Annotated in this window: 19 protein-coding genes and 1 pseudogene; 8 read left to right on the top strand and 12 right to left on the bottom strand. The window is 72.6% G+C overall.

Annotated elements, in window-relative coordinates; all coding sequences use genetic code 11:
• The 3 genes from ACFU7Y_RS19250 to ACFU7Y_RS19260 form a co-directional block, all read right to left on the bottom strand.
• Nucleotides 1-1,113: glycosyltransferase (locus tag ACFU7Y_RS19250; protein WP_380768948.1), on the bottom strand; the 1,113-nt coding region annotated here is incomplete at its 3' end.
• A gap of 164 nt (nt 1,114-1,277) precedes the next feature.
• A complete protein-coding gene (locus ACFU7Y_RS19255) occupies nt 1,278-1,892 on the bottom strand; it encodes an ATP-binding protein (protein WP_380768950.1) in 615 nt (204 codons plus the stop codon).
• A gap of 99 nt (nt 1,893-1,991) precedes the next feature.
• Nucleotides 1,992-3,206, bottom strand: a complete 1,215-nt coding sequence (locus tag ACFU7Y_RS19260; RefSeq protein WP_380768952.1) for a helix-turn-helix domain-containing protein — start codon at nt 3,204-3,206, stop codon at nt 1,992-1,994.
• 257 nt (nt 3,207-3,463) lie between these two features.
• Between ACFU7Y_RS19260 and ACFU7Y_RS19265 the strand changes: the two genes are divergently transcribed.
• Nucleotides 3,464-4,114 (top strand): M15 family metallopeptidase, encoded by a 651-nt coding sequence (locus ACFU7Y_RS19265; RefSeq protein WP_380768954.1) that lies wholly within the window; start codon nt 3,464-3,466, stop codon nt 4,112-4,114.
• Nucleotides 4,115-4,217: 103 nt separating this feature from the next.
• On the top strand, nt 4,218-4,631 hold the full coding sequence (locus tag ACFU7Y_RS19270) for an NUDIX hydrolase (RefSeq protein WP_224278145.1): 414 nt from the start codon (nt 4,218-4,220) through the stop codon (nt 4,629-4,631).
• 123 nt (nt 4,632-4,754) lie between these two features.
• Here ACFU7Y_RS19270 and ACFU7Y_RS19275 read toward each other — a convergent pair whose 3' ends face one another.
• Entirely contained in the window at nt 4,755-5,237 is a 483-nt protein-coding gene (locus ACFU7Y_RS19275) for a hypothetical protein (protein ID WP_380768956.1), read from the bottom strand.
• A gap of 252 nt (nt 5,238-5,489) precedes the next feature.
• Between ACFU7Y_RS19275 and ACFU7Y_RS19280 the strand changes: the two genes are divergently transcribed.
• Together ACFU7Y_RS19280 and ACFU7Y_RS19285 are read left to right on the top strand one after the other, a co-directional pair.
• Complete coding sequence (locus ACFU7Y_RS19280) at nt 5,490-6,812, top strand: hypothetical protein (RefSeq protein WP_380768958.1); 1,323 nt, start codon at nt 5,490-5,492, stop codon at nt 6,810-6,812.
• 63 nt (nt 6,813-6,875) lie between these two features.
• Nucleotides 6,876-7,268: pseudogene (locus ACFU7Y_RS19285) on the top strand (hypothetical protein); the annotation flags it as partial.
• On the opposite strand, the gene ACFU7Y_RS19290 reads toward ACFU7Y_RS19285, so the two are convergent.
• Nucleotides 7,227-8,426 (bottom strand): RNA-guided endonuclease InsQ/TnpB family protein, encoded by a 1,200-nt coding sequence (locus ACFU7Y_RS19290; protein WP_380768968.1) that lies wholly within the window; start codon nt 8,424-8,426, stop codon nt 7,227-7,229. The pseudogene ACFU7Y_RS19285 and the gene ACFU7Y_RS19290 overlap by 42 nt on opposite strands.
• A 256-nt stretch (nt 8,427-8,682) precedes the next feature.
• Here ACFU7Y_RS19290 and ACFU7Y_RS19295 point away from each other — a divergent pair, with 256 nt between their 5' ends.
• Complete coding sequence (locus tag ACFU7Y_RS19295; protein WP_380768959.1) at nt 8,683-9,561, top strand: LysR family transcriptional regulator; 879 nt, start codon at nt 8,683-8,685, stop codon at nt 9,559-9,561.
• Between the two features lie 108 nt (nt 9,562-9,669).
• Here ACFU7Y_RS19295 and ACFU7Y_RS19300 read toward each other — a convergent pair whose 3' ends face one another.
• Nucleotides 9,670-9,996, bottom strand: coding sequence for an antibiotic biosynthesis monooxygenase (locus ACFU7Y_RS19300; RefSeq protein WP_224278134.1), 327 nt, complete (start codon nt 9,994-9,996; stop codon nt 9,670-9,672).
• 205 nt (nt 9,997-10,201) lie between these two features.
• Here ACFU7Y_RS19300 and ACFU7Y_RS19305 point away from each other — a divergent pair, with 205 nt between their 5' ends.
• Nucleotides 10,202-10,381, top strand: coding sequence for a hypothetical protein (locus ACFU7Y_RS19305; protein ID WP_224278132.1), 180 nt, complete (start codon nt 10,202-10,204; stop codon nt 10,379-10,381).
• Nucleotides 10,382-10,460: 79 nt separating this feature from the next.
• Here ACFU7Y_RS19305 and ACFU7Y_RS19310 read toward each other — a convergent pair whose 3' ends face one another.
• Complete coding sequence (locus tag ACFU7Y_RS19310) at nt 10,461-10,871, bottom strand: cupin domain-containing protein (protein ID WP_224278130.1); 411 nt, start codon at nt 10,869-10,871, stop codon at nt 10,461-10,463.
• A 47-nt stretch (nt 10,872-10,918) separates the two neighbouring features.
• Here ACFU7Y_RS19310 and ACFU7Y_RS19315 point away from each other — a divergent pair, with 47 nt between their 5' ends.
• Nucleotides 10,919-11,410: a MarR family winged helix-turn-helix transcriptional regulator gene (locus tag ACFU7Y_RS19315; RefSeq protein ID WP_380768962.1), complete on the top strand. Its 492-nt coding sequence runs from the start codon at nt 10,919-10,921 to the stop codon at nt 11,408-11,410.
• A gap of 22 nt (nt 11,411-11,432) precedes the next feature.
• On the opposite strand, the gene ACFU7Y_RS19320 is transcribed toward ACFU7Y_RS19315, so the two are convergent.
• The gene (locus ACFU7Y_RS19320) at nt 11,433-11,912 is read right to left on the bottom strand and encodes an adenylate cyclase (RefSeq protein WP_224278128.1); all 480 of its coding nucleotides are present in this window, start codon (nt 11,910-11,912) and stop codon (nt 11,433-11,435) included.
• 45 nt (nt 11,913-11,957) lie between these two features.
• Nucleotides 11,958-14,030, bottom strand: coding sequence for an MFS transporter (locus ACFU7Y_RS19325; RefSeq protein ID WP_224278126.1), 2,073 nt, complete (start codon nt 14,028-14,030; stop codon nt 11,958-11,960).
• A gap of 448 nt (nt 14,031-14,478) precedes the next feature.
• Between ACFU7Y_RS19325 and ACFU7Y_RS19330 the strand changes: the two genes are divergently transcribed.
• Nucleotides 14,479-15,627 (top strand): hypothetical protein, encoded by a 1,149-nt coding sequence (locus ACFU7Y_RS19330; protein WP_380768964.1) that lies wholly within the window; start codon nt 14,479-14,481, stop codon nt 15,625-15,627.
• 33 nt (nt 15,628-15,660) lie between these two features.
• On the opposite strand, the gene ACFU7Y_RS19335 is transcribed toward ACFU7Y_RS19330, so the two are convergent.
• The 3 genes from ACFU7Y_RS19335 to ACFU7Y_RS19345 all read right to left on the bottom strand — a co-directional run bounded on the left by ACFU7Y_RS19335 (nt 15,661) and on the right by ACFU7Y_RS19345 (nt 19,021).
• Nucleotides 15,661-16,248 (bottom strand): TMEM165/GDT1 family protein, encoded by a 588-nt coding sequence (locus ACFU7Y_RS19335; RefSeq protein WP_224283066.1) that lies wholly within the window; start codon nt 16,246-16,248, stop codon nt 15,661-15,663.
• A gap of 285 nt (nt 16,249-16,533) precedes the next feature.
• Nucleotides 16,534-17,382 (bottom strand): ABC transporter permease, encoded by an 849-nt coding sequence (locus tag ACFU7Y_RS19340; RefSeq protein ID WP_224283065.1) that lies wholly within the window; start codon nt 17,380-17,382, stop codon nt 16,534-16,536.
• A 13-nt stretch (nt 17,383-17,395) separates the two neighbouring features.
• On the bottom strand, nt 17,396-19,021 hold the full coding sequence (locus ACFU7Y_RS19345; protein WP_380768966.1) for a dolichyl-phosphate-mannose--protein mannosyltransferase: 1,626 nt from the start codon (nt 19,019-19,021) through the stop codon (nt 17,396-17,398).
• Nucleotides 19,022-19,172 lie beyond the last annotated feature (151 nt).

Genomic DNA, 19,172 nt, shown 5'->3' on the forward strand with positions numbered 1-19,172 from the left:
CGCGATGTCCGCGCGGCGGGCCGGGTCCGTCAGCAGCGGACCGATCGCGTCCTGGAGAGTGTCCGGCGAGGCCCGGCCGAGCAGAGCCACCGCCGCGCCGGCATCCGCCAGGTGACGGGCGTTGTGCTCCTGCTCGTTCCCGGCCGACGTCGCCAGTGGGATGAACACCGCGGCCCGCCCCAGTGCGGTCAGCTCGGCCAGCGTCCCCGCGCCGCTGCGGGAGACGACCACGTCCGCGAGGGCGAGTACGTCCGGAAGCTCCGGGCCGACGAAACCGGTCACCAGGTACCGGGGGCGCAGGTGCTCCGACAACGCTGCCGCCCGCTCCCGCAGCCGCCCTTCATGGCTGGACCCGCACTGGTGGACCACGTTGGCGTGGCCGAGCAGCCACGGCAGGATCTCACTCACCAACTCGTTGATCTGCTGGGAGCCCTGCGCGCCGCCGGTCACGTACACGGTCGGCAGGGAACGGTCAAAGCCCCACAGCCCGAACGCCTGGATCGCCTTGTCGCCCTGGCCGGTCAGCACCTCCGGGCGTACCGGGTTGCCAGTCACCACGGCGGTGGCGCGGGCGGACTCGGGCAGGAACCGGAGCGTCGACTCGGAGGAGACCGCGACCCGGGTCGCCATCCGGGCCAGCGCCCGGTTGCCCAGGCCGAGCCGGACGGTCTGCTCGTGGACCACCAGTGGCCGGTGGCACATCCGGGCGGCCATCCCGACCGGCACCGCGACGTAACCGCCCGTACCGAGCACCACGTCCGGGCCGAACTCGGCAACCGCAGAGCGGGCCTGCGCGACGCCCAGCGGGACACGGCCCATGTCCTTGACGTTGGCGGGCGAGACCAGCTTGAGCGGGTTGGCGGAGCGCCGGATCTTCCCGGTGGCGACGGTCCTGAACGGGATGTTCTCGGCCGCGGTCACCTTCGCCTCAAGACCGGTGGCGGTGCCGATCCACAGCACATCCAGCGTGCCGTCGGCCTCGGCGAGCCGCGAGCGCAGGGCGCGGATCGCAGTGAGCGCCGGGTAGGTGTGGCCACCCGTTCCTCCGCCAGTGACGATCAGCCGCAGAGGTCGGCCAAGACGAGAGACGAGATCGCTGATGTCCCGGTTCACGCCTGGAACATACCAGTGCCGCCGGAGCCTTCCGCCCATCTCGCCTGACGTCCAGTCAGGGACGGGTGCACCCGCAGCCGGCTTCGGCGGCGCGGCCGGGAATTCCGTGGGTGCGGCTGATCAGCACCAGGGCCGCGACGACGACATGCAACTCGGCGGCCGGTTCACCGCGACGTCGGATCGGGCGTCGAGAGATCAGCGTGCACGACCTTCCCGAACGGGCGGGGGCTGACACCCCAGCGGCCTTGAGTGAGCCGGTGGACCAGCGCAAGGCCGCGACCCGACGTCGCGTAGGGTCCGGCCTGGATCATCACGGGCATCGTGCGGGAGCCGTCACCGACGAGGATGCGGACGATCCGGTCGCTCGGGCGGCGCACGGCGACAACCATGCGCGTCTGGCAGCCGGTCTCGACGGCGTTGGTGGCCAGCTCACTGACGATCAGCAAGGCATCGTCCACCAGCGCGTCCAGCTCCCATTCCCGCAGCTTCGCGTCAACGAGGCGACGCGCAACGCCCACGGACTCGGCCCGGTACGGCAGGCAGGCAGTCGCCGGCCTGATGGCCACCCGAGGGGCGGCGGCACCGGAGCAGTCGATTCGGACTACTGGCTCCGCCTCCCGGACCCACGGTTCGACGCATCGGTCGTCGCGCACTCGGTGGACTTGCGCCATCGGGTCCCGGCGAAAGCCGTAGCCATAGGTCGACGCCGGGTCGAGTTCCGTCACCGCCACATCGGACAGCCTGACCGTCTTCGCCGCAGCAGCTGTGTCCTGCGCCATTCGTACACTCCCTCACGCACCGAGCCCGTAGCGTCACTTGACGCTACGGGCTCGGTGTGATGCGAGGGACAGAGTTTCTGCCTCCAGTTCCTGCGGTCGCTACGCCGCCATTCTGATGGAATCGGCCAAGCGCCGCCCGGCCTCCCGCATCGAGGGCCGGCCATCGACCAGCCCTCGGACCATGGCTCGGGCCTCCTCGTTCCAGCGCGCCGTCTCGGGCGCGACGGCGACGGCGTCCGTAAGCAGTCCGGCAACGGACTCCGCTTCACCGCGGAGAGCGTGCGCCCTCGCGACCTCGATCAAGTGGCGACCGCGACGGGGAACCGCCGCGACATCGGCGGTCGGCAGCCGCCGAGCCCAGCGCAACGCCGTGCCGGTCTGACGGAGCTCGACCGCCACAGTCACCGAGTGCAGCCCGACAGCCTGGCGCGACCCCGACGTAGGGGCGCTCCAGAAGTCCTCCGGAAGGCGCTCGGCGACGGCCACCGCACGGTCGATCCAGCCCCACGCCTCACCGGCTTCCCCGGCCACGGCGTGCGTGATGGCGGCATGGAATGCCATGTCCGCCCAGGCACAGGCCAGTTCCGGCGTGTTCGCCCGAATCGGATCGAGCAGCCGAAGAGCGTCCTCGGTGAGCGCCTGAGCGCTGTCCCACTGACCGGACTTCCGGAACGCCTCGACCAGGAACCAGCATGCCTGCCCGATCGCCTGCGGGTCGCCCGACGCCCTCGCAGTCGCCAAGGCACGTTCGGCCACCCGCCAGACCAGGTTGCCGTCACCCTGGAACGCCGCGTACATCTGCGTCAGGTTCAGCGCGCTGGCGTACATCACCTCCGCCCGTCGCCGGTCTGCGCAGTCCGGATGCGAAACCGCTGAAGAGGCGGCCGACACGAGCGATGGCAACAGCTCTGCCAGGGCGGTTCGGTGATCTCCCCGGGTCATCCTGGTCCGCCAGGCGTTCGCCAGCTGGGCCGCGACGTGGTCCAGGTTCGGCACCGGCCCGGAGGAGACCCCCAACGGCGAGCCGTCGACTGCCCGCCGAACAGAGTCCAGGGCCGCATGCTCCACTCCGGAGTACAGCGCCGTCGGCATACCGACCTCGCCTGTCAACAAGGAGATGTCATCGATCCCCAAGTGCTGAGCGATACGCACAAGCATCGGCAGGCGCGGTGGCAGCAACGCCCCGCTCTCCACCTGCTTCAGCCAACTCGGCGACCGCCCCAGCAGGGCGGCCAACACCGGACGGGACTTTCCGGCGCGTTCCCGGTAGTACTGGATGCGCCGGCCAACGGGCAGTGCGGGATCCAAGGCCATACTGACAGCCTATGGCCGCGGGGCCACCTCGGGCAGCCGACGAAGGGCATCTGGAGCCAGTGCCATGACTGAGCCTCAGTCTTACGAGGTCGCCGCGCATCACCGCCGACGTGCTGTTCTTCGACGGAGACGATCACGGCAGCAGCTCCTTGTGGCGGTCCGAGGTCCGCTCACGATGCCAGACCGGCAGCTTGATCGTTCACCTGGAGCACGGCGCTCCCCTCGCGTAGCGTTAATCCCCTTCCCCAGGAGGCGTGTTGAGAGAGATCATCCTCATGTCCGACCCGAAGGTCGCCGCGATCCCCGTCGCGCACTGCGACGATCAGCTGCTGGACGTACGGAGCAGCAACGGGCTCCTCGTCGACGAGCGCCAGCAGGACGGCACCGGGGCCTTCGCGCAGCTGCGGGCCGGCGTGCTCGACCGGCTGCTCGATGCACAGGCCGCGCTGCCGGACGGCCTGCGGCTGCTGTTCGTCGAGGGCTACCGGCCACCGCCTCTCCAGAGCCGCTACTTCGACGAGTACGCCGCCGAGTTGCGGGCCGCGAACCCCGACTGGCCGGACGAGCGGGTCAGGTCGGCGACGAGCCGCTACGTCTCGCCGCCGGAGATCGCGCCGCACAGTGCCGGGGCCGCCGTCGACCTCACCCTCGTCGACGCCGACGGCCGCGAGCTCGACCTCGGCACCAGGATCAACGCCAGCCCGGAGGAGAGCGCCGGGGCCTGCTACACCCACGCCGACGGCATCGACGCGCAGGCCCGCGCCAACCGACGGCTGCTCAGTGACGCCCTGACCGGCGCCGGGCTCGTCAACTACCCCACCGAGTGGTGGCACTGGTCGTACGGGGACCGCTACTGGGCGCTGGCCACCGGCGCGCCGTCCGCGCTCTACGGACCGGCGCACCGGTAGCCGGCAGCGGCCACGACACGCGGCCGGCGGACGCCTGCCGACCGGGGCCGTGGGCGCGGGCCAAGATGGCGTCGACACCGGCGCAGGCCCGAGGAGCAGAGCGATGACCGAGCAGAACCCCGAGCAACTCCCCGCCGTCGCCGTCGCGATCGTCGTCAAGGACGGCCGGGTGCTGATGGTGCGGCGGCGGGTCGCCGAGGGCGAGCTGTCCTGGCAGTTCCCGGCCGGGGAGGTCGAGCCCGACGAGTCCCCCGAGGCGGCGGCCGTTCGCGAGACCGCCGAGGAGACCGGCCTCCACGTCGCCGCGGCCAGGCTGCTCGGCGAGCGGGTGCATCCGCAGAGCGGGCGGCGGATGGCGTACACGGCCTGCGAGGTGGTCGGCGGCACCGCCATGGTGATGGACTCCGACGAGCTGGACCGGGTGGTGTGGGCGTCCCACGCCGAGCTGGCCGAGTACGTGCCGTTCCCGCTGTTCCCGCCGGTGCAGGAGTACCTGGACGGCACGATCGCCGGGTAGGGCGCGGGGCGGCAGACGAACCCGCGTGGGAAGTCGGCCCGTCCGACTTCCCACTCAGCGACGGCTCCCCGCGCAGCTGCCGAGGCCGGGCGTTCCCTGCCAGGCCTTCCCCGCCGGGCGCGGCTACGCGCGACCGCTGCGCGCGCAGGTCGCGCAGCTCGTCCGGTGGCCGGCGAGCGTCGCTTCGAACTGTGCCTTCGTCTGCTCCAGCCGGGTGACGGTACCCCGGGTCGAGTAGCCGGCGAGGCTGCGCAGGACGACCCTTCGGCCCTTGTGCGTCCTGAGCGCCGGCGCCTTCGAGAGGCTGCCGATGGAACCGGCGTCGGCCAGGTCGACCGAGGCGATCTCGCACCAGGCGATCCGGTGGGTCCACTCCACCGTGCGGCTGGTGATCCCGGAGTCGTCGATGACCAGGCCCATCCGCAGGACCCGGTAGAGCATCACCGCCGAGGCGACGCCCATCGCCGCGCTGACGGCCCTTCCACCCCCAGGGTCCTGCGCGACGGCGACCGCGACGAGGAGGAGGACCGTGAAGACCACGGCCATGGCGACGCGCTGCCAGAGGCTGAGCGGGATGCGGATCGGGAGGGTGAAGCCATCGGTCACGGCGTGATGGTGGCACCGGGGCCGTCGGCCGTCAACGGCTCCACCACCGGCATCCCGCCGCAGGAGTTCGCGGCCGTGCGCGCGTGTCGGAACCTCTCGCGAGCCACTTTGCGAAACCGCGTCGCCGATGTCCGGAACTCATCCCGGGCGGACGGGCGTTCGGGTTGGAGACCCCGTGCCCTGCCCCGGAAGGAAACGCGTGACCACCACCTGCGGAGCCCCGTCCGACCGCGCCGCACGAGGAGCGCACCGATGAGGCGGGATCCGGTCACCGACGAGACGGTCGCCCGGCTCCGGGTCCAGGCCCGCACCGACCCCGCCTCGGGTCTGCCCGCGCTGGCCGCGGCGCTGCGGGGCCGGGCCTACGGCCCTCCCGAGCGCCGGCCCGAGGACGCCGTCCCGTTCCTGGAGGAGTCCGCCGGCATCTACCGCGCCCTGGTCGCCGACGGCAGCACCGAACACCTGGGCGCCGCCTCCCACACCCTGTCCTCCCTCGCCCTGCACCACTCCCTGGCCCACGCCGACGACCTCGCCCTCGTCGCCCGGCAGGAGGCGGCCGACCTGGCCCGGCGTGCCGAAGTGGCCCGGCCGGTACCGGACCTCGGCCAGGCCGCCGTCATGCGAGCCGACCTCGCCCACGGCCTCGCCGAGGCGGGGCGGTTCGACGAAGCCGTGGACGCCGCCCGCGCGGTGGCCGACCGCTCCCGGGCGATGACCGAGAAGGGCGGAAGCGACCTGACGTGGCGGCTGCTCGACCTCACGCTGCTGCTCCGCCTCGCGGACCGCACCGAGGAAGCAGTGGCCGTCGAACACGAGGCCCTCGCCTGGCTGCGCGACGACCCTGCGGAACCGGTCCGCAGCCCCGTCACAGCGCTGCGGACCGCCGGTGCCGCCCTGTGGTTCGCCGACCTCGGCGACCCCGGGCAGGCCCACCACCTGCTCGCGGAGGCCGCCCGCTCCTGCGAGCGCCTGCCCGCCCACGGCAGCACCGGCAACTTCGGCTTCCACGAAGCCCTACGGAGCGCCTTGTTCGCCCGCTCCGGCGTACGGGACGAACAGGCCGCGGCCGACGCCCCGGACCCGCTCGCGCTCGGCGTCGACCCGGGCCGACGCCTCCAGCCGGTGCTGGGCCTGAGCCTCCACCACTGGTCCTTCAGCCTGCGCGCGTCCTTCGAGGACGGACTGGTCGCCCTCGCGCGGGCCGTCGAGGCCATCACGGGCGTTCCCGAGTGCACCGACCGCCTGCCGGACGAGGACGACCCGCCCGAGCACACCAACGGCCAGCCGCCCCTGCCGGACGACCGCGACCAGCTCGCCACCCTCGGCACCCTCACCCGGCGGCTCGACCTGCGCCGGGCAGTCCTGGAGGCCCATCCGACCTACTACGCCCGCCTCACGCTCCCCCCGCTGCGGCGGAGCGTCGACATCGAACGCCGCCTCCACGCGACGGACCCCGCCAACGAGACCCGGCGCCTGGTCAGGGCACTCACCGACCTGGCCATGGCACAACTCGTCCACGGCGACAACGCCGACGCGACCGGCACCCTGCACGAGGCCCACGCGCTCGCCGGCTGAACGGAGCAGTCAGCCACCGATGCCCGTGCGGGCGCCGAACTTGCCGCCGCGGGAGGCCAGTTCCGGGCCGTCGAGACCGGCGACCTGCAACAGCTACTGGACCTCCTCGCCCCCGACGTGGTCGCGCTGAGCGACGGCGGCGGCATCAAGCAGGCCATGCCCCGGCCCACCGTCGGCGCCGGGCCGGTGGCCCGCCTGCTGGCCGCCGGCGTGGCGGTGTGGGGACCGCTGGAGACGACGGAGCCCGCCCAGGTCAACGGGCACCCGGCGCTGATCCTGCGGGTCGGTGGGGAGATCGACCTGGTGGTGACGATGCGGATCGACGACGGGCTGATCACCGGCATCTACTCGGTGTGCAACCCGGAGAAGCTGACCCACGTGACTCCTCCCCCGGCTGAAGCCGGGGGCTTCTCGCTAACCCTTCCGGGCGTTGCGACGGGCCAGCCCGGCCCGTAGGACGTTGACGGCTCCCACTGTGTCGGCGTGTGCCTGGTGGGCGCAGCCGGTGCAGTGGAAGGTGTCCTGGGTGGGCCGGCTCTCCGCCGAGACGTGTCCGCATGCGGGACAGGTCCGGGAGGTGTTGCGGGGGTCCACGGCGATCACTTCCCGTCCGGCGCTTTCAGCCTTGGCGTGCAGGATCGTGAGGAACACCCCCCATCCGGCATCGTTGATCGAACGGTTCAACCCGGCCTTGGCCGCAGCCCCGTTGGGGAGAAAGGAACCCGGCCGGTCCGGGTCGGGCTTCGGCGCGGGGGCCTTGACCATGTTGCGGATCCTGAGGTCCTCGTGCGCGATCAGATCATGCGCGCGGACCAGGCCGAGAGCGGTCTTGTGGGCATGGTCGAGCCGTTGACGGCGGACCTTGCGGTGCAGCCGCGCGACGGCCTCCACAGCCTTGCGGCGGCGCTTCGACCCGCGCTTGCACCGACTGAGGGCCTGCTGGGCGGCTTCGAGCTTCGCAGCGGCCTTCCGGCCATGGCGAGGGTTGGGAACGAACCCGCCATCGGAGTCGGCGAGGAAGTTGGCTATGCCCATGTCGATGCCGACCACGGATCCGGTCGCGGGCAGCGGCTCGGACCGGGCCTGCTCGGCAGTCAGCACCACGTACCAGCGCTTGCCCTCACGCTTGACGGACACGGTCTTGACCGTGCCGACCACCGGGCGGTGCCGGTTGACCTTGACGTGGCCGACGCCCTGGAAACGGACACGGGTCACCGGGTCGTGCGGGGTTGAGTCCCAGCGGCAGCCGTCACCGTCCTTGGGGAAGTCCACTGTGTCGAACCGGTTCACGCCGCGAAAGCGCGGGTATCCGGGTTTCTCGCCGGACTTGACCCGGCGGAAGAACGCGGCGAATGCCTTGTCCAGACGGCGAAGCGTGGCCTGCTGGGAGGAGAAGGACCAGCGGCCCTGACGCTCCGGGTCGAACGCCCGGATCTCCTTGAGCTGCGCGGACTGATCGCCGTACCGTACCGTCGTCCCGGAGACATGCCGCCAGGCATCCCCGCGTTCCTGCAACGCCCCGTTGTACAGCGAGCAGTGATCCCGCAACATCTCCGCCAGTGCCTGCTGCTGGCCCACGGTGGGCCGCAGCAAGAACTTGTACGCACGAATCAACACGACCCACCCCCTCCACCGCCTCGGCAATCAACATGCCACACGCCACTGACAGAAGACACCACGAACGTTCTGCCACGTAGGGATCGGATTCCCTCCCCGGCTGAAGCCGGGGATACCCTCCGAAGATCAGGGATGGAACGGGAGACGGCGGTGAGCCTCTGAAGCCGCCGAACCGGCCGGAATCCGGGAACGCCCCCTTCCGCCCCCGTACGCTGTCCCGCAGCACCGGGAACGAAGGCGTTCGGGGGAGCCAGTGGAACTACGTCAGTTGCGCGTCTTCGAGGCCGTCGTCGCCCACCGCACCGTCACCGGCGCGGCCGTGGCGCTCGGCCTCGCCCCGTCCTCCGTCTCCGAACAGGTCCGCACCCTCGAACACAGCCTCGGCGCCGAGCTGTTCGACCGGGCCAGGCGCGACATGACCCTCACCTCGGCCGGGGAGCGGCTGCTGCCCTGGTCCCGGCGTCTCCTCGGCCAGGCCGAACAGGCCCGCCGCGACGTCGTCGCCACCCGGGCCCGACTCCGCCTCGGCGTCCTGGCGGCCATCGCCGCCACCCACGTCCCCGCCGTCCTGGCCCGCCTCGCCGACCGCCGGCCCGGCCTGGAGATATCCCTGCACACCGACACCGCCCGCGACGGCCTGCTCAGCGGCGTCGCGGCCGGGGCCCTGGAAGCGGCCCTCATCCTCGACTCCCCCGGCCCGCTCGGCGCACTCGGCTTCTACCTGCCGCCCGCCCCGCTCGACCACCTCGACCTCCAGGACGTCCCCCTCGCTCTGGTCGCCTCCCCCACCCACCCGCTCGCCCGCGCCACCACCCTCACCCGCGAGCACCTCCGCGGCCACCGCCTCCTCGTCGACACGCCCGCCTGCTCCTACCACCTCGCCGGCGAACGCCTCCTCGGCCACCACGTCCAGCGCCTCCGCACCGGCGCCCTCCCCGTCACCCGCGCCTGCGCCGAACAGGGCCTCGGCATCGCCCTCATCCCCACCCACGCCGTCCAGGACCACCTCGCCGCCGGCACGCTCGTCCGCGTCCCCCTCGACCCCCCGCCCCTGCGCCTGCGCCTCCTGTGGCGCGCCGCCCGCGACCCCCTCCCGGGCCTCCGCGCCCTCCTCCACGCCACCTGCGCCTGACCACCGCGCCCGGCCCTCGCGGACCGCCGCGGCCACTGCCGGCGTCCGCCCCCGAAGACACGTCGGGCCCTGCCCCGTCAGGGGAAGGGCCCGAGGATGCGGGACGGTTCAGGCGTTCTTGGGGCCCGCGGACTGGACGACCTCGAAGGACCAGAGGGTGGAGCCGGAGGCGGCCGGGCGCTTGGGGGCCTCGCCCTCACCGCCGTGCTGGTGGGCCGCCTTCATGGGGCCCTCCATCCAGGCCTTGAAGGACTCCTCGTCGCGCCAGCGGGTGTAGACGAGGTACTGGTCGGTGCCCTCGACCGGGCGGAGGAGTTCGAACCACTCGAAGCCGTCCGAGTTCTCCACCGCGCCGGCCCGAGAGGCGAAGCGCTGTTCCAGCACCTCACGCTGCTCGGCCGGTACCGTCAGGACGTTGATCTTGACGACGGACATGGCGCTCCTTCTGCTCCGCCGGGGTCGCTGGTGCGGCCGCCGGCCCGGTGACTGCCTACGGGGAGCAGTCTCCTACACCTCACAGCCGGGCGGTCCGCAGGCGCGGTGGTCACGGTCGGCAGCGAAGCGTCCATGTGCGAGGACGGGGCCGGAGTGCCAGCCTGGAAGTAGAGCCCAGAACCCGAGGAACAGGGAAGTAGTGGTCATGGGTATCGGCGACAAGTTCCGGGACAAGGCCCAGCAGGCGGAGGAGGAGGCGAAGGAGCGCCTCGGTCGGCAGAAGCCGCAACAGAGTGACGACGCTCAGCAGAAGGCCGCCCAGGCCCAGCAACAGGGCCAGCAGAATCTGGACGACCTGCGGGACGACCTCGACGACCAGCAGTAGCGAGGTCCGACGAGCGGGGACGGCCGCGGGCGAGCCTCGGCCGTCCCCGTCCCCGTCCGCGTCCCCGTCGGGCTCAGGCTCAGGCGATCCACGGCGGGAGGACGCGCTGGTCGTCGCGCGGGGCGAGGGCGCAGGCACCGTCGGGGGTTCGGGCGTCGGGGTTGTAGGCGTGGGCGGGGGAGGGGGAGGCGACGACGGCGGTGAAGCCGGTGTCGGTGGCGACCTGGCGGGCGGTGTCGGCGGGGAGGACGGCGGTGTCGCCGGCGGTGAGGGTGAAGGCCTCCCCTGCCAGGTCGACCCGGGCGGTGCCGGTGAGCAGGGTCCAGACCTGCTCGGTGTCCATGGCGTGCAGCGGGCCCTGGGCGCCGGCGGTCATGTCGACGTGCCAGACGGCGAGCGAGGTGGAGCCCTGGGTGGGCGAGGCGTAGGTGGTCATGCGGGCGTTCGGGGTCTCGGTGCGGCGGGCGTCGGTCCGGCGGATGACGGGCATGGCGAAGGAACCCCCTAAGGTGGACAATGAAGTTGTCTATATCGTCAATGAGGTTGTCTATCGTGTCAAGCGAACCGCCCCCGCCGGGCTTCGAACTGCCGCTGCGCCTGCTGCTCGCCTTCCGGATGATCATCGACGAGCTGCACGAGCGCATCGCCCGCGAGGGCCATCCCGACCTGCGCCCGATGCACGGCTTCGTCTTCCAGGCGATCGGCCCGCACGGCACCACCGCCTCCGAGCTCGGCCGCCGCCTCGGCGTCACCAAGCAGGCGGCGGGCAAGACCATCGACAATCTGGAGCAGCTCGGCTACGTCGAGCGCGCCGCCGATCCGGCCGACACCCGGCGCAAGCTGGTCCGGCTCACCGAGCGCGGGGTGGACTGCCTGCTCCGCTCGGCCCGGATCTTCGACGAGCTGCGCGAGGAGTGGTCGACAGCCCTCGGCGAGGAGCAGCTGCGACAGCTGGAGGACGGCCTGCGCCGACTCGCGCCCGGCGACCCGTTCCGCCTCGACACCCCGCGCTGGTTCGGCGCGCCGTAGACGATCAGCACCCTTGGGGGCGTCAGGACTTGGGCATCCCGCTGGTCGCGAGGGTCTGGTTCTTGTACGCCTTCACGCCGGTGATCTCGGCGCCGAACCAGTCCGGCGCCGAGAACGCCTCCGCCTCGGCCTCCGAGCCGAACTCGACCTCGACGGTGCGCAGCCCGGCCAACTCCCCCTGGTAGACGTCCACGTAGACCGTGACGCCGGACGAGTCGAAGGTGTACCGGTCCTTGACCAGCCGGGCCCCCTCGGTGGCCGGCCAGAGCTCGGTGAACTCCTGCTCCCCGAGGGCGCGTTCCACCTCGATCCGTACGGGGGCGCCGGCCGAGGACGCCTTGCGCTTGACGCCGAGGACGCCGCTGCCGCCGATCCGCCGCAGCCGCACCTCCGTCCCGTCGTCCTTGATGGCGATGTACCCCTGCTCGATGTGCTGCCGCACCGCCGTCTCCGGCGGCTCGAAGGAACCCAGCAGGAACTTGCGCTCGATTTCGAGCGGCATGCCGCACCACCCTTCCCGGTCACGGGCCCGCAGTCCTTCAGGCCGTCAGAACGACCGCCCCTCCCCACGGTACGGCGGCTCCGGCCCCGACGGGTCCGGTCGGTCGCGCAGGTCCGCACACAGGGAGCAGCTGAGCCGGTTCAGCAGCCCGGCGAGCTCGGTGTACCGCTGCTCGTCCCAGTCCCCCAGGAGTTCGGCGAGTTGGGTGCGCCGGGCGGCGACCAGTCGCAGCGCCACCTCCTCCCCCGGTTCGGTGAGCCTCAGCGGCAGGTTGTCGGTCCGCGCCGCGAGCCCCCGGCTCTCCACCTCCCGGACGGCCTCCTCGATGACGGCGACCGGGACGATCCGCCGCTCGGCCAGTTCGGCCGGCTCGACCGAGCCGTGCTGGTGCATCTGGAGGAGCAGCCAGCTGGAGGCGGGCAGCAGGTCCAGCCCGGCGGTCTCGGTGATCCGCCGGAAGAGGTCGCGCCGGGCCTCGCGGCTGTTCAGCACCGAGAGCGCGCGGGCGATCTCGTCCAGCGAGGTGCGCTCGACCGGGTTGAGCCCGATGGACTCGCTCAGGTCCGGCGCGGTGACGGTGGTGCGCAGCGTCTGTTCGCGCAGGAACAGCGACAGGACGAAGGCGACCACCACGACCGGCACCGCGTACAGGAACACCCGGGTGATCGACTCGGCGTAGGCGTGGTAGACGCCCTGCTGGACGGCGGCCGGCAGCCGGGAGATGACCCGCGGGTCGGAGGTGACGGCCTCCGGCCGGAAGCCGGGCGGCAGCGGCACGCCCGCCAGGGCGTCGGAGAGCCGGCTGCGCAGTCCGCTCGCGAAGACCGTCCCGAAGATGGAAACGCCGAAGGACGCCCCGATGGAGCGGAAGAAGGTGGCGCCCGCGGTGGCCACGCCGAGGTCCTCGTAGCCGACCGAGTTCTGCACGATCAGCACCAGCACCTGCATCACCAGGCCCAGTCCGAGACCGAAGACCAGGAAGTAGATACTCATCTCGGCGGTGCTGCTGTGCTCGTCCAGCCGGGAGAGCAGCAGTAGCCCGACGGTGGTCACGGCCGTGCCGGCGATCGGGAAGATCCGGTAGTGGCCGGTCCTGGCGACGATCTGGCCGGAGCCGATCGAGGTGAGCAGCATGCCGAGCACCATCGGCAGCATGTGGATGCCGGACATGGTGGGCGAGACCCGATGGACCACCTGGAGGAAGGTCGGCAGGTAGGTCAGCGCGCCGAACATCGCGAAGCCGACCACGAAGGAGATCACCGCGACCAGGCTGAACGTCCGCGAGCGGAACAGCCGCAGCGGCAGCACCGGCTCCACCGCGGTCCGCTCGACCAGGACGAAGGCGAGCAGGAGCACCAGCCCGAGCACCCCGAGGCCGACGATCTGCCAGGAGCTCCAGGCCCAGGTGGTCCCGCCGAGCGAGGTCATCAGCACCAGGCAGGTGGCGACGGCGGCGATCAGGACGGTGCCCGGGTAGTCGATCCGGTGCTCCCGCCGGACCTCCACCCCGTGCAGCACCGCCGCGATCACCACCAGGGCGACGACACCGATCGGCAGGTTGATGTAGAAGACCCAGCGCCAGCTGAGGTGGTCGACGAACAGCCCGCCGAGCAACGGTCCGAGCACGCTGGTGACGCCGAACACGGCGCCGAACAGGCCCTGGTAGCGGCCGCGGTCCCGGGGCGCGACGAGGTCGCCGACGATCGCCTGGGAGAGCACGATCAGCCCGCCGCCGCCCAGGCCCTGGAGCGCCCGGAAGGCGATCAGCTCGCCCATGTTCCGGGCGATCCCGCACAGCATCGAGCCGATCAGGAAGATCACGATGGAGGCCTGGAAGAAGCGCTTCCGGCCGTACATGTCGCCGAGCTTGCCCCACAGCGGGGTGGCGGCGGTGGAGGCCAGCAGGTAGGCGGTGACCACCCAGGAGAGGTGTTCGAGGCCGCCGAGGTCGCTGACGATGGTCGGCAGCGCGGTGGAGACGATGGTCTGGTCGAGGGCGGCGAGCAGCATCGCCAGCAGCAGGGCGCCGATCGGCACCCAGAGGTTGGGGACGGTGACCGCCGGCGGGCCGGGCTCGCCCGCGCGGCTCCGGTCGGACGCGGCGTGTGGATCGGTCATGGCGTCTCCGCGGGAGTGCACGTCGTCTCCGCAGGCACGCACGGCGTCTCCGCAGGCACGTACGGCGTCTCCGCGGGCATCATCGCGTCTCCGTCGACATCACGACGTCTCCGTGGGCATGGCGCCTCCGTGGGGTCGCGGGCCCGTCGGCCGGGCCGTGCGGATGATCACTCCCAGCTCACAGTGCTGGCCTGTTCGTCCCGATGTGTTCCGTCGGGTTGAGCCGAGCGTAAGCGCCGGGGACAACCGACGCGCCCCGGGCGTTCCCCGAGGAGCCGACCGGCACCGACCGGCACGACACTCCCGACCGGGGACGGACGCCCCTGTCCACTCTTCGGGCGGTCCTGCATAATCAGGCGCGTTCGTGCGCCCCGGTCCGCCGGGAACGTGCGCCGAACGACCGAACGACCGCCCGCGAAGTCGACGCGAAACCGAGGAGGACCGGCCGATGCCGGACCAGCACTGCCCGACGTGCGGCACCGCACGCTCCACCGGGTGCGGCTGCGTCCCGGACCCGAGCCTCACCGAGACCGCCGTCCTGCCCCACCTCGAAGGCCCGCCGCTGGTCCGCCCGTACGTCCCGCAGACCGCCGGCCAGGTGGCCGACGAGGCCCACCCGGACGCGCCGGTGGTGGACCCGTTCGCGACCACGGTGCTGCCGCCGGTCCCCCCGGGGCAGCCCGGGCCGCCGGTCGTTCCACCGCTCGGACCGGACGCGGACGCCTACGCCACCACGGTGCTGCCGCCCGTCGCCCCGGGGCAGGCCCCGCTCGGGCCCGATGCCGACGCCTACGCCACCACCGTCATGCCGTCGGCGCCGCCCACCGGGCCGGGCGGGTACCCGGCGCCGGCGCAGCCGCAGGCGCCGGCGACAGGGCCGGACGGGAACGAGATCGGCCTCTTCCCCTTCGGGCAGGCCCCGGACACGCCCGGGCCGGCCGGCGGCGGCCGGGCCGCCAGACGGGCGGCCGAACAGGCCGACCGGCACCCGCTCGCCCGGCGCAAGGGCTTGCTCGCCGGGATCGGCGCCGCCCTGGTGGCGCTCACCATCGGCGTCGCGTACGCGGTGACGCCCTCCGGCGAGCCGCCGGCCAAGCAGGCACAGCCGCTGCCGACGAGCACCCTGGCGCCCGCGCCGGTGGATCCGCCCACCCTGGCGACGCCCGCCCCGAGCACGGTGGCGCCGACCAGCGAGGCGCCGAGCCCGACGCCCACCCCCACCCGCAAGCCGAGCCCGACGAGGACGGCCACCCCGCCGCCGGCCGCCACGCCGACCGCCGAGGCCCCGGCCGCTCCCCCGGCCCCGGCCCCCACGCCGACCGCGCCCGCGCCCCCCGTCCCGGTCCCGACGCCCGCCGCCACCCCGACCCCGCGGGTCCTGCAGTACGGGATGAGCGGCCCCGACGTCAGCGACCTCCAGCAGAAGCTCGCCGTCGCCATCGAATGCTTCGCGTCCATACCGGTGACCGGGGTGTACGACGACATCACGGTGAACACCGTCGCCTACGTCCAGCGGATGTGGGACGTCAAGGGCGACAAGCGGGGCGTCTTCGGGCCCAACACCCGTGCCGCCCTGGCGACGCACGCCACCTGCTGACGGCGTGGCGTCGGCCGGCGGTCGGCCCCAAGATCAGCCGGTGATCGCGCCGAAGAGGCTGATGCCCGCCAGCACCACCATGATCGCCGCCGCCACCCGGATGATCAGCTTCATCGGCACGTACTTGAGCAGCTTCTGCCCGCCCACGATGGCGATCCCGCCGACCGCGCACAACGCCAGCCAGGAGCCGAGGCCGACGGCCAGCGGGTCGGCGTACTTGGCGGCCAGGTTGGCGGTCATGATCTGGGTCAGGTCGCCGAACTCGGCGATCGCGACCACCACGAAGCTGGCCCCGGCCACCTTCCAGAAGCTGTTCGAGGACGGCTCCTTGGCCGCGTGCTCGTCCTCGTCCTCGCCTCCGTGGAACAGCAGCATCCCCGCGCCGACCAGGAACAGCACGCCGGTGACGCCCTCCACCCAGCGGTGCGGCAGCAGCGAGAGCAGGTGCCCGGCGGCGAGCGCGAGGCCCACCTGGAGGGCGAAGGCGGCGGCGATGCCCGCGAAGACGAAGCTCGCGCGGTACTTGGTGCCGAGCACCAGGCTGGCGAGCGCGGTCTTGTCCGGCAGTTCGGCCAGGAAGATGATGCCGAAGGTCAACACGGCAACGGTCAGACTCATCAAGGGTTCCTCGGTCGGGCTGTCTGGCCACCGCGACTCCGTCAGGGGACGCTCCGGCCCGACAGCACTGGTCATGGTCACAGCACTGCGGCCGAAGGTCTCGCCGGCGACGCTCATCGAGCGGTGCCCCGGGCGCCGGGCCCCTGGGGGCCAGTATGTCGACGGTCCGGTGGAGGGCTACTCCCCTTCAACGGGCTCAAGCGTACCGGACGTCGTCGACCGGCCCGTCCGACGAGGTCGCCGGCCCCACCCGGACCTGCACCGCCCCGGCCCGGGAGACGGACCCGCCTACCGGACGCCCCCGTCCGGCTCGGCCGCGACCAGCCCGCGCCCGACCAGTTCCAGCACCACCACGATCGCCACTGACTCCACCGCCAGCAACCCGATCAGGACGAACAGCTGCACCGCCCCCGCCTGGACCGGCGAGGCCCCGCCCAGCAGCATCCCGACGAACGCCCCGGGCAGGGTGACCAGGCCGACCGTCCGGGTCTGGTCCAGCGCCGGCACGAGCGAGGTCGCCGCCGCCGTCCGGCAGATCTCCAGCCGCGCCTCGCGCTCCTCGAAGCCGAGCGCCAGCGCGGCCTCCACCTCGCCGCGCCGCAGCCGCAACTCGTCCAGGGCCCGCCGCCCCGCCAGCGAGGTCGCGCTGAGCGCACCGCCGATCAGGATGCCCGCGACCGGGATGACGGACAGGCCCTCGGCCGGCAGCAGTCCGACGCCCAGCAGCAGGGCGAGCACCGGCAGCACGCCCGCGCCGATCGGGGCGGCCGCCCAGAGCCAGCCCGGGCCCGGGGTCATCCGCCGCCCGGCGGTGCGCACCGCGACCGAGAACATCAGCAGCACGAACAGCGCCGACCACCAGAGCGAACCGACCACCCAGGTGATCACCGCGGCGACGGCCGCCAGCTGCACCACCGCACGCAAGCCGGCCCGCAGCACCGCGTGCCCGTGGCCGAGCAGGCCCCGCCCGGCCACCGCGACGGCGGCCAGCAGCAGCACCGCGGTGACCACCCCGAGCACCGGGGTGACCGGCAGCAGCTGACCACCGGAGGCCGCCAGGCCCGCTGGGACGGCCAGGTCCACGGGGATCGCCGGGAACGCCGGGAACGCTGAGACGGCCGAGTCCGTCGGGACCATCAGATCCGGCCCATCAGATCCAGCTGGTGAACCACATCCGGTCCTGCCAGGACGACATCGGGATCACCTCCGCCGTGTACAGCGGGTAGAAGAAGGCGAAGCAGCCGACGATCGCGAGCACGATCGCCCCGGCCCCGATCGCCCCGATCCGGCGGCGCTCGGGGCTGCACCCGGCCGGGCCGAGCATCGCCCCGAGCATCTGGGCGACGGCCAGGCACAGGAACGGCACCAGCACGACCATGTAGAAGGAGAAGATCGTCCGCTCCTGGTACCGGAACCAGGGCAGGTAGATCCCGGCCACCGCGCACAGCACCGCACCCGAGCGCCAGTCCCGCCGGAAGAACCAGCGCCACAGCAGGTAGACCAGCGCGAAGCAGGCCGTCCACCACAGGAACGGCGTGCCGAGGCCGAGGATCTGCGCCGCGCAGCCGCCCGAGGAGGTGCAGCCGCGCTGCCCGTACGGGACCTGCTCCCAGTACATCGAGACCGGGCGGCCGTCGACCAGCCAGGCGAAGGGGTTGGACTGGTAGGTGTGCGGGGTGCTCAGACCGGTGTTGAAGTCGTACATCTGCGAGTGGTAGTGCCACAGGCTGCGCAGCGGCGCGGGCACCCAGCTCATCGAGACCTGCGGGAGCGGGATCCCGAGGACGCTGTCCGGGGAGAGCCCGGCGCGCCCGTCGGCCCAGTGCCGGTCGTAACCGCCCCCGCTGTTTCCGCCGGTGGCCAGCCAGCCGCTCCAGGCGCCGACGTACACCACCACGGCGGAGCCGACCATGGCGAGGAAGGCGGGAACGGCGTCCCGGCGCAGCATGGAACGCCAGGGGTGGCGGGCGCCGGCGCCGCGGCGGCCGGCCTGGTCCCACAGGACGGTCAGGATGCCGAAGGCGGCGAGGATCGGGGCGCCGTTCCACTTGACCGCGCAGGCGGCGCCGACGAACACCCCGGCGGCGATCCGCCAGGGGCGCCACCCGAGCCGGACCGCGTCGGCGTCCTCGACGGCGCCGGCCCCGTCGGCGAGCCGGGCGCGGGTGTGGTCGCGGTCGATCAGCAGGCTGCCGAAGGACGCGAGCACGAAGAACATCTGGATGCCGTCGAGCAGGCCGACCCGGCTCATCACCAGCTGGAGTCCGTCCACCGACATCAGCAGCGCGGCGGTGCAGCCGATCAGGGTGGAGCCGAAGAGGCGGCGGCCGATCCGGGCCAGCATCAGCACGGTGACGGTGCCGAGCAGGGCGGTCATGAACCGCCAGCCGAAGGGGTTCAGCCCGAACAGCTGCTCGCCGATCGCCATCACCCATTTGCCGAGTGGCGGGTGCGCGATGAACTCGGGCGCGGAGCTCAGCGGGATCGACTGCGGGACGGACAGGATGTCGGCGTTGGCGTGGTCGGGCCAGGTGCCCTCGTAGCCCTGCTGGAGCAGCGACCAGGCGTCCTTGGGGTAGTACGTCTCGTCGAAGACGAACGCGTTGGGGTAGCCGAGGTTCCAGAACCGCAGCAGGCCGGCGAAGAGCGCGACGGCGATCGGACCGAGCCACCCGGAGCGGTCGGCCGCCCAGCGGACCAGGCCCCCGCGCGGGGCCGGTGCCGGGGCGGCGGGGGCCGGAGCCACCGGTGGGTGCGTGAGCGCCGCTTGCGTCATAGCCTCGCCGATTCGCCTGTCTGCTCTGCCCGGGTCCTGGCTCCGCCCGGGTCCTGCCACTCCGGCCGGGCCGGGCGGTCAACAGCCACCGACACTATGTGGCGGTGCGCGCGAAGCCAAGCGCGACGGGCGCCGACCAGGTGACCTGGTC

The sequence above is a fragment of the Kitasatospora sp. NPDC057542 genome (genome assembly GCF_042801945.1).
In the GTDB taxonomy this organism is placed as follows: domain Bacteria; phylum Actinomycetota; class Actinomycetes; order Streptomycetales; family Streptomycetaceae; genus Kitasatospora.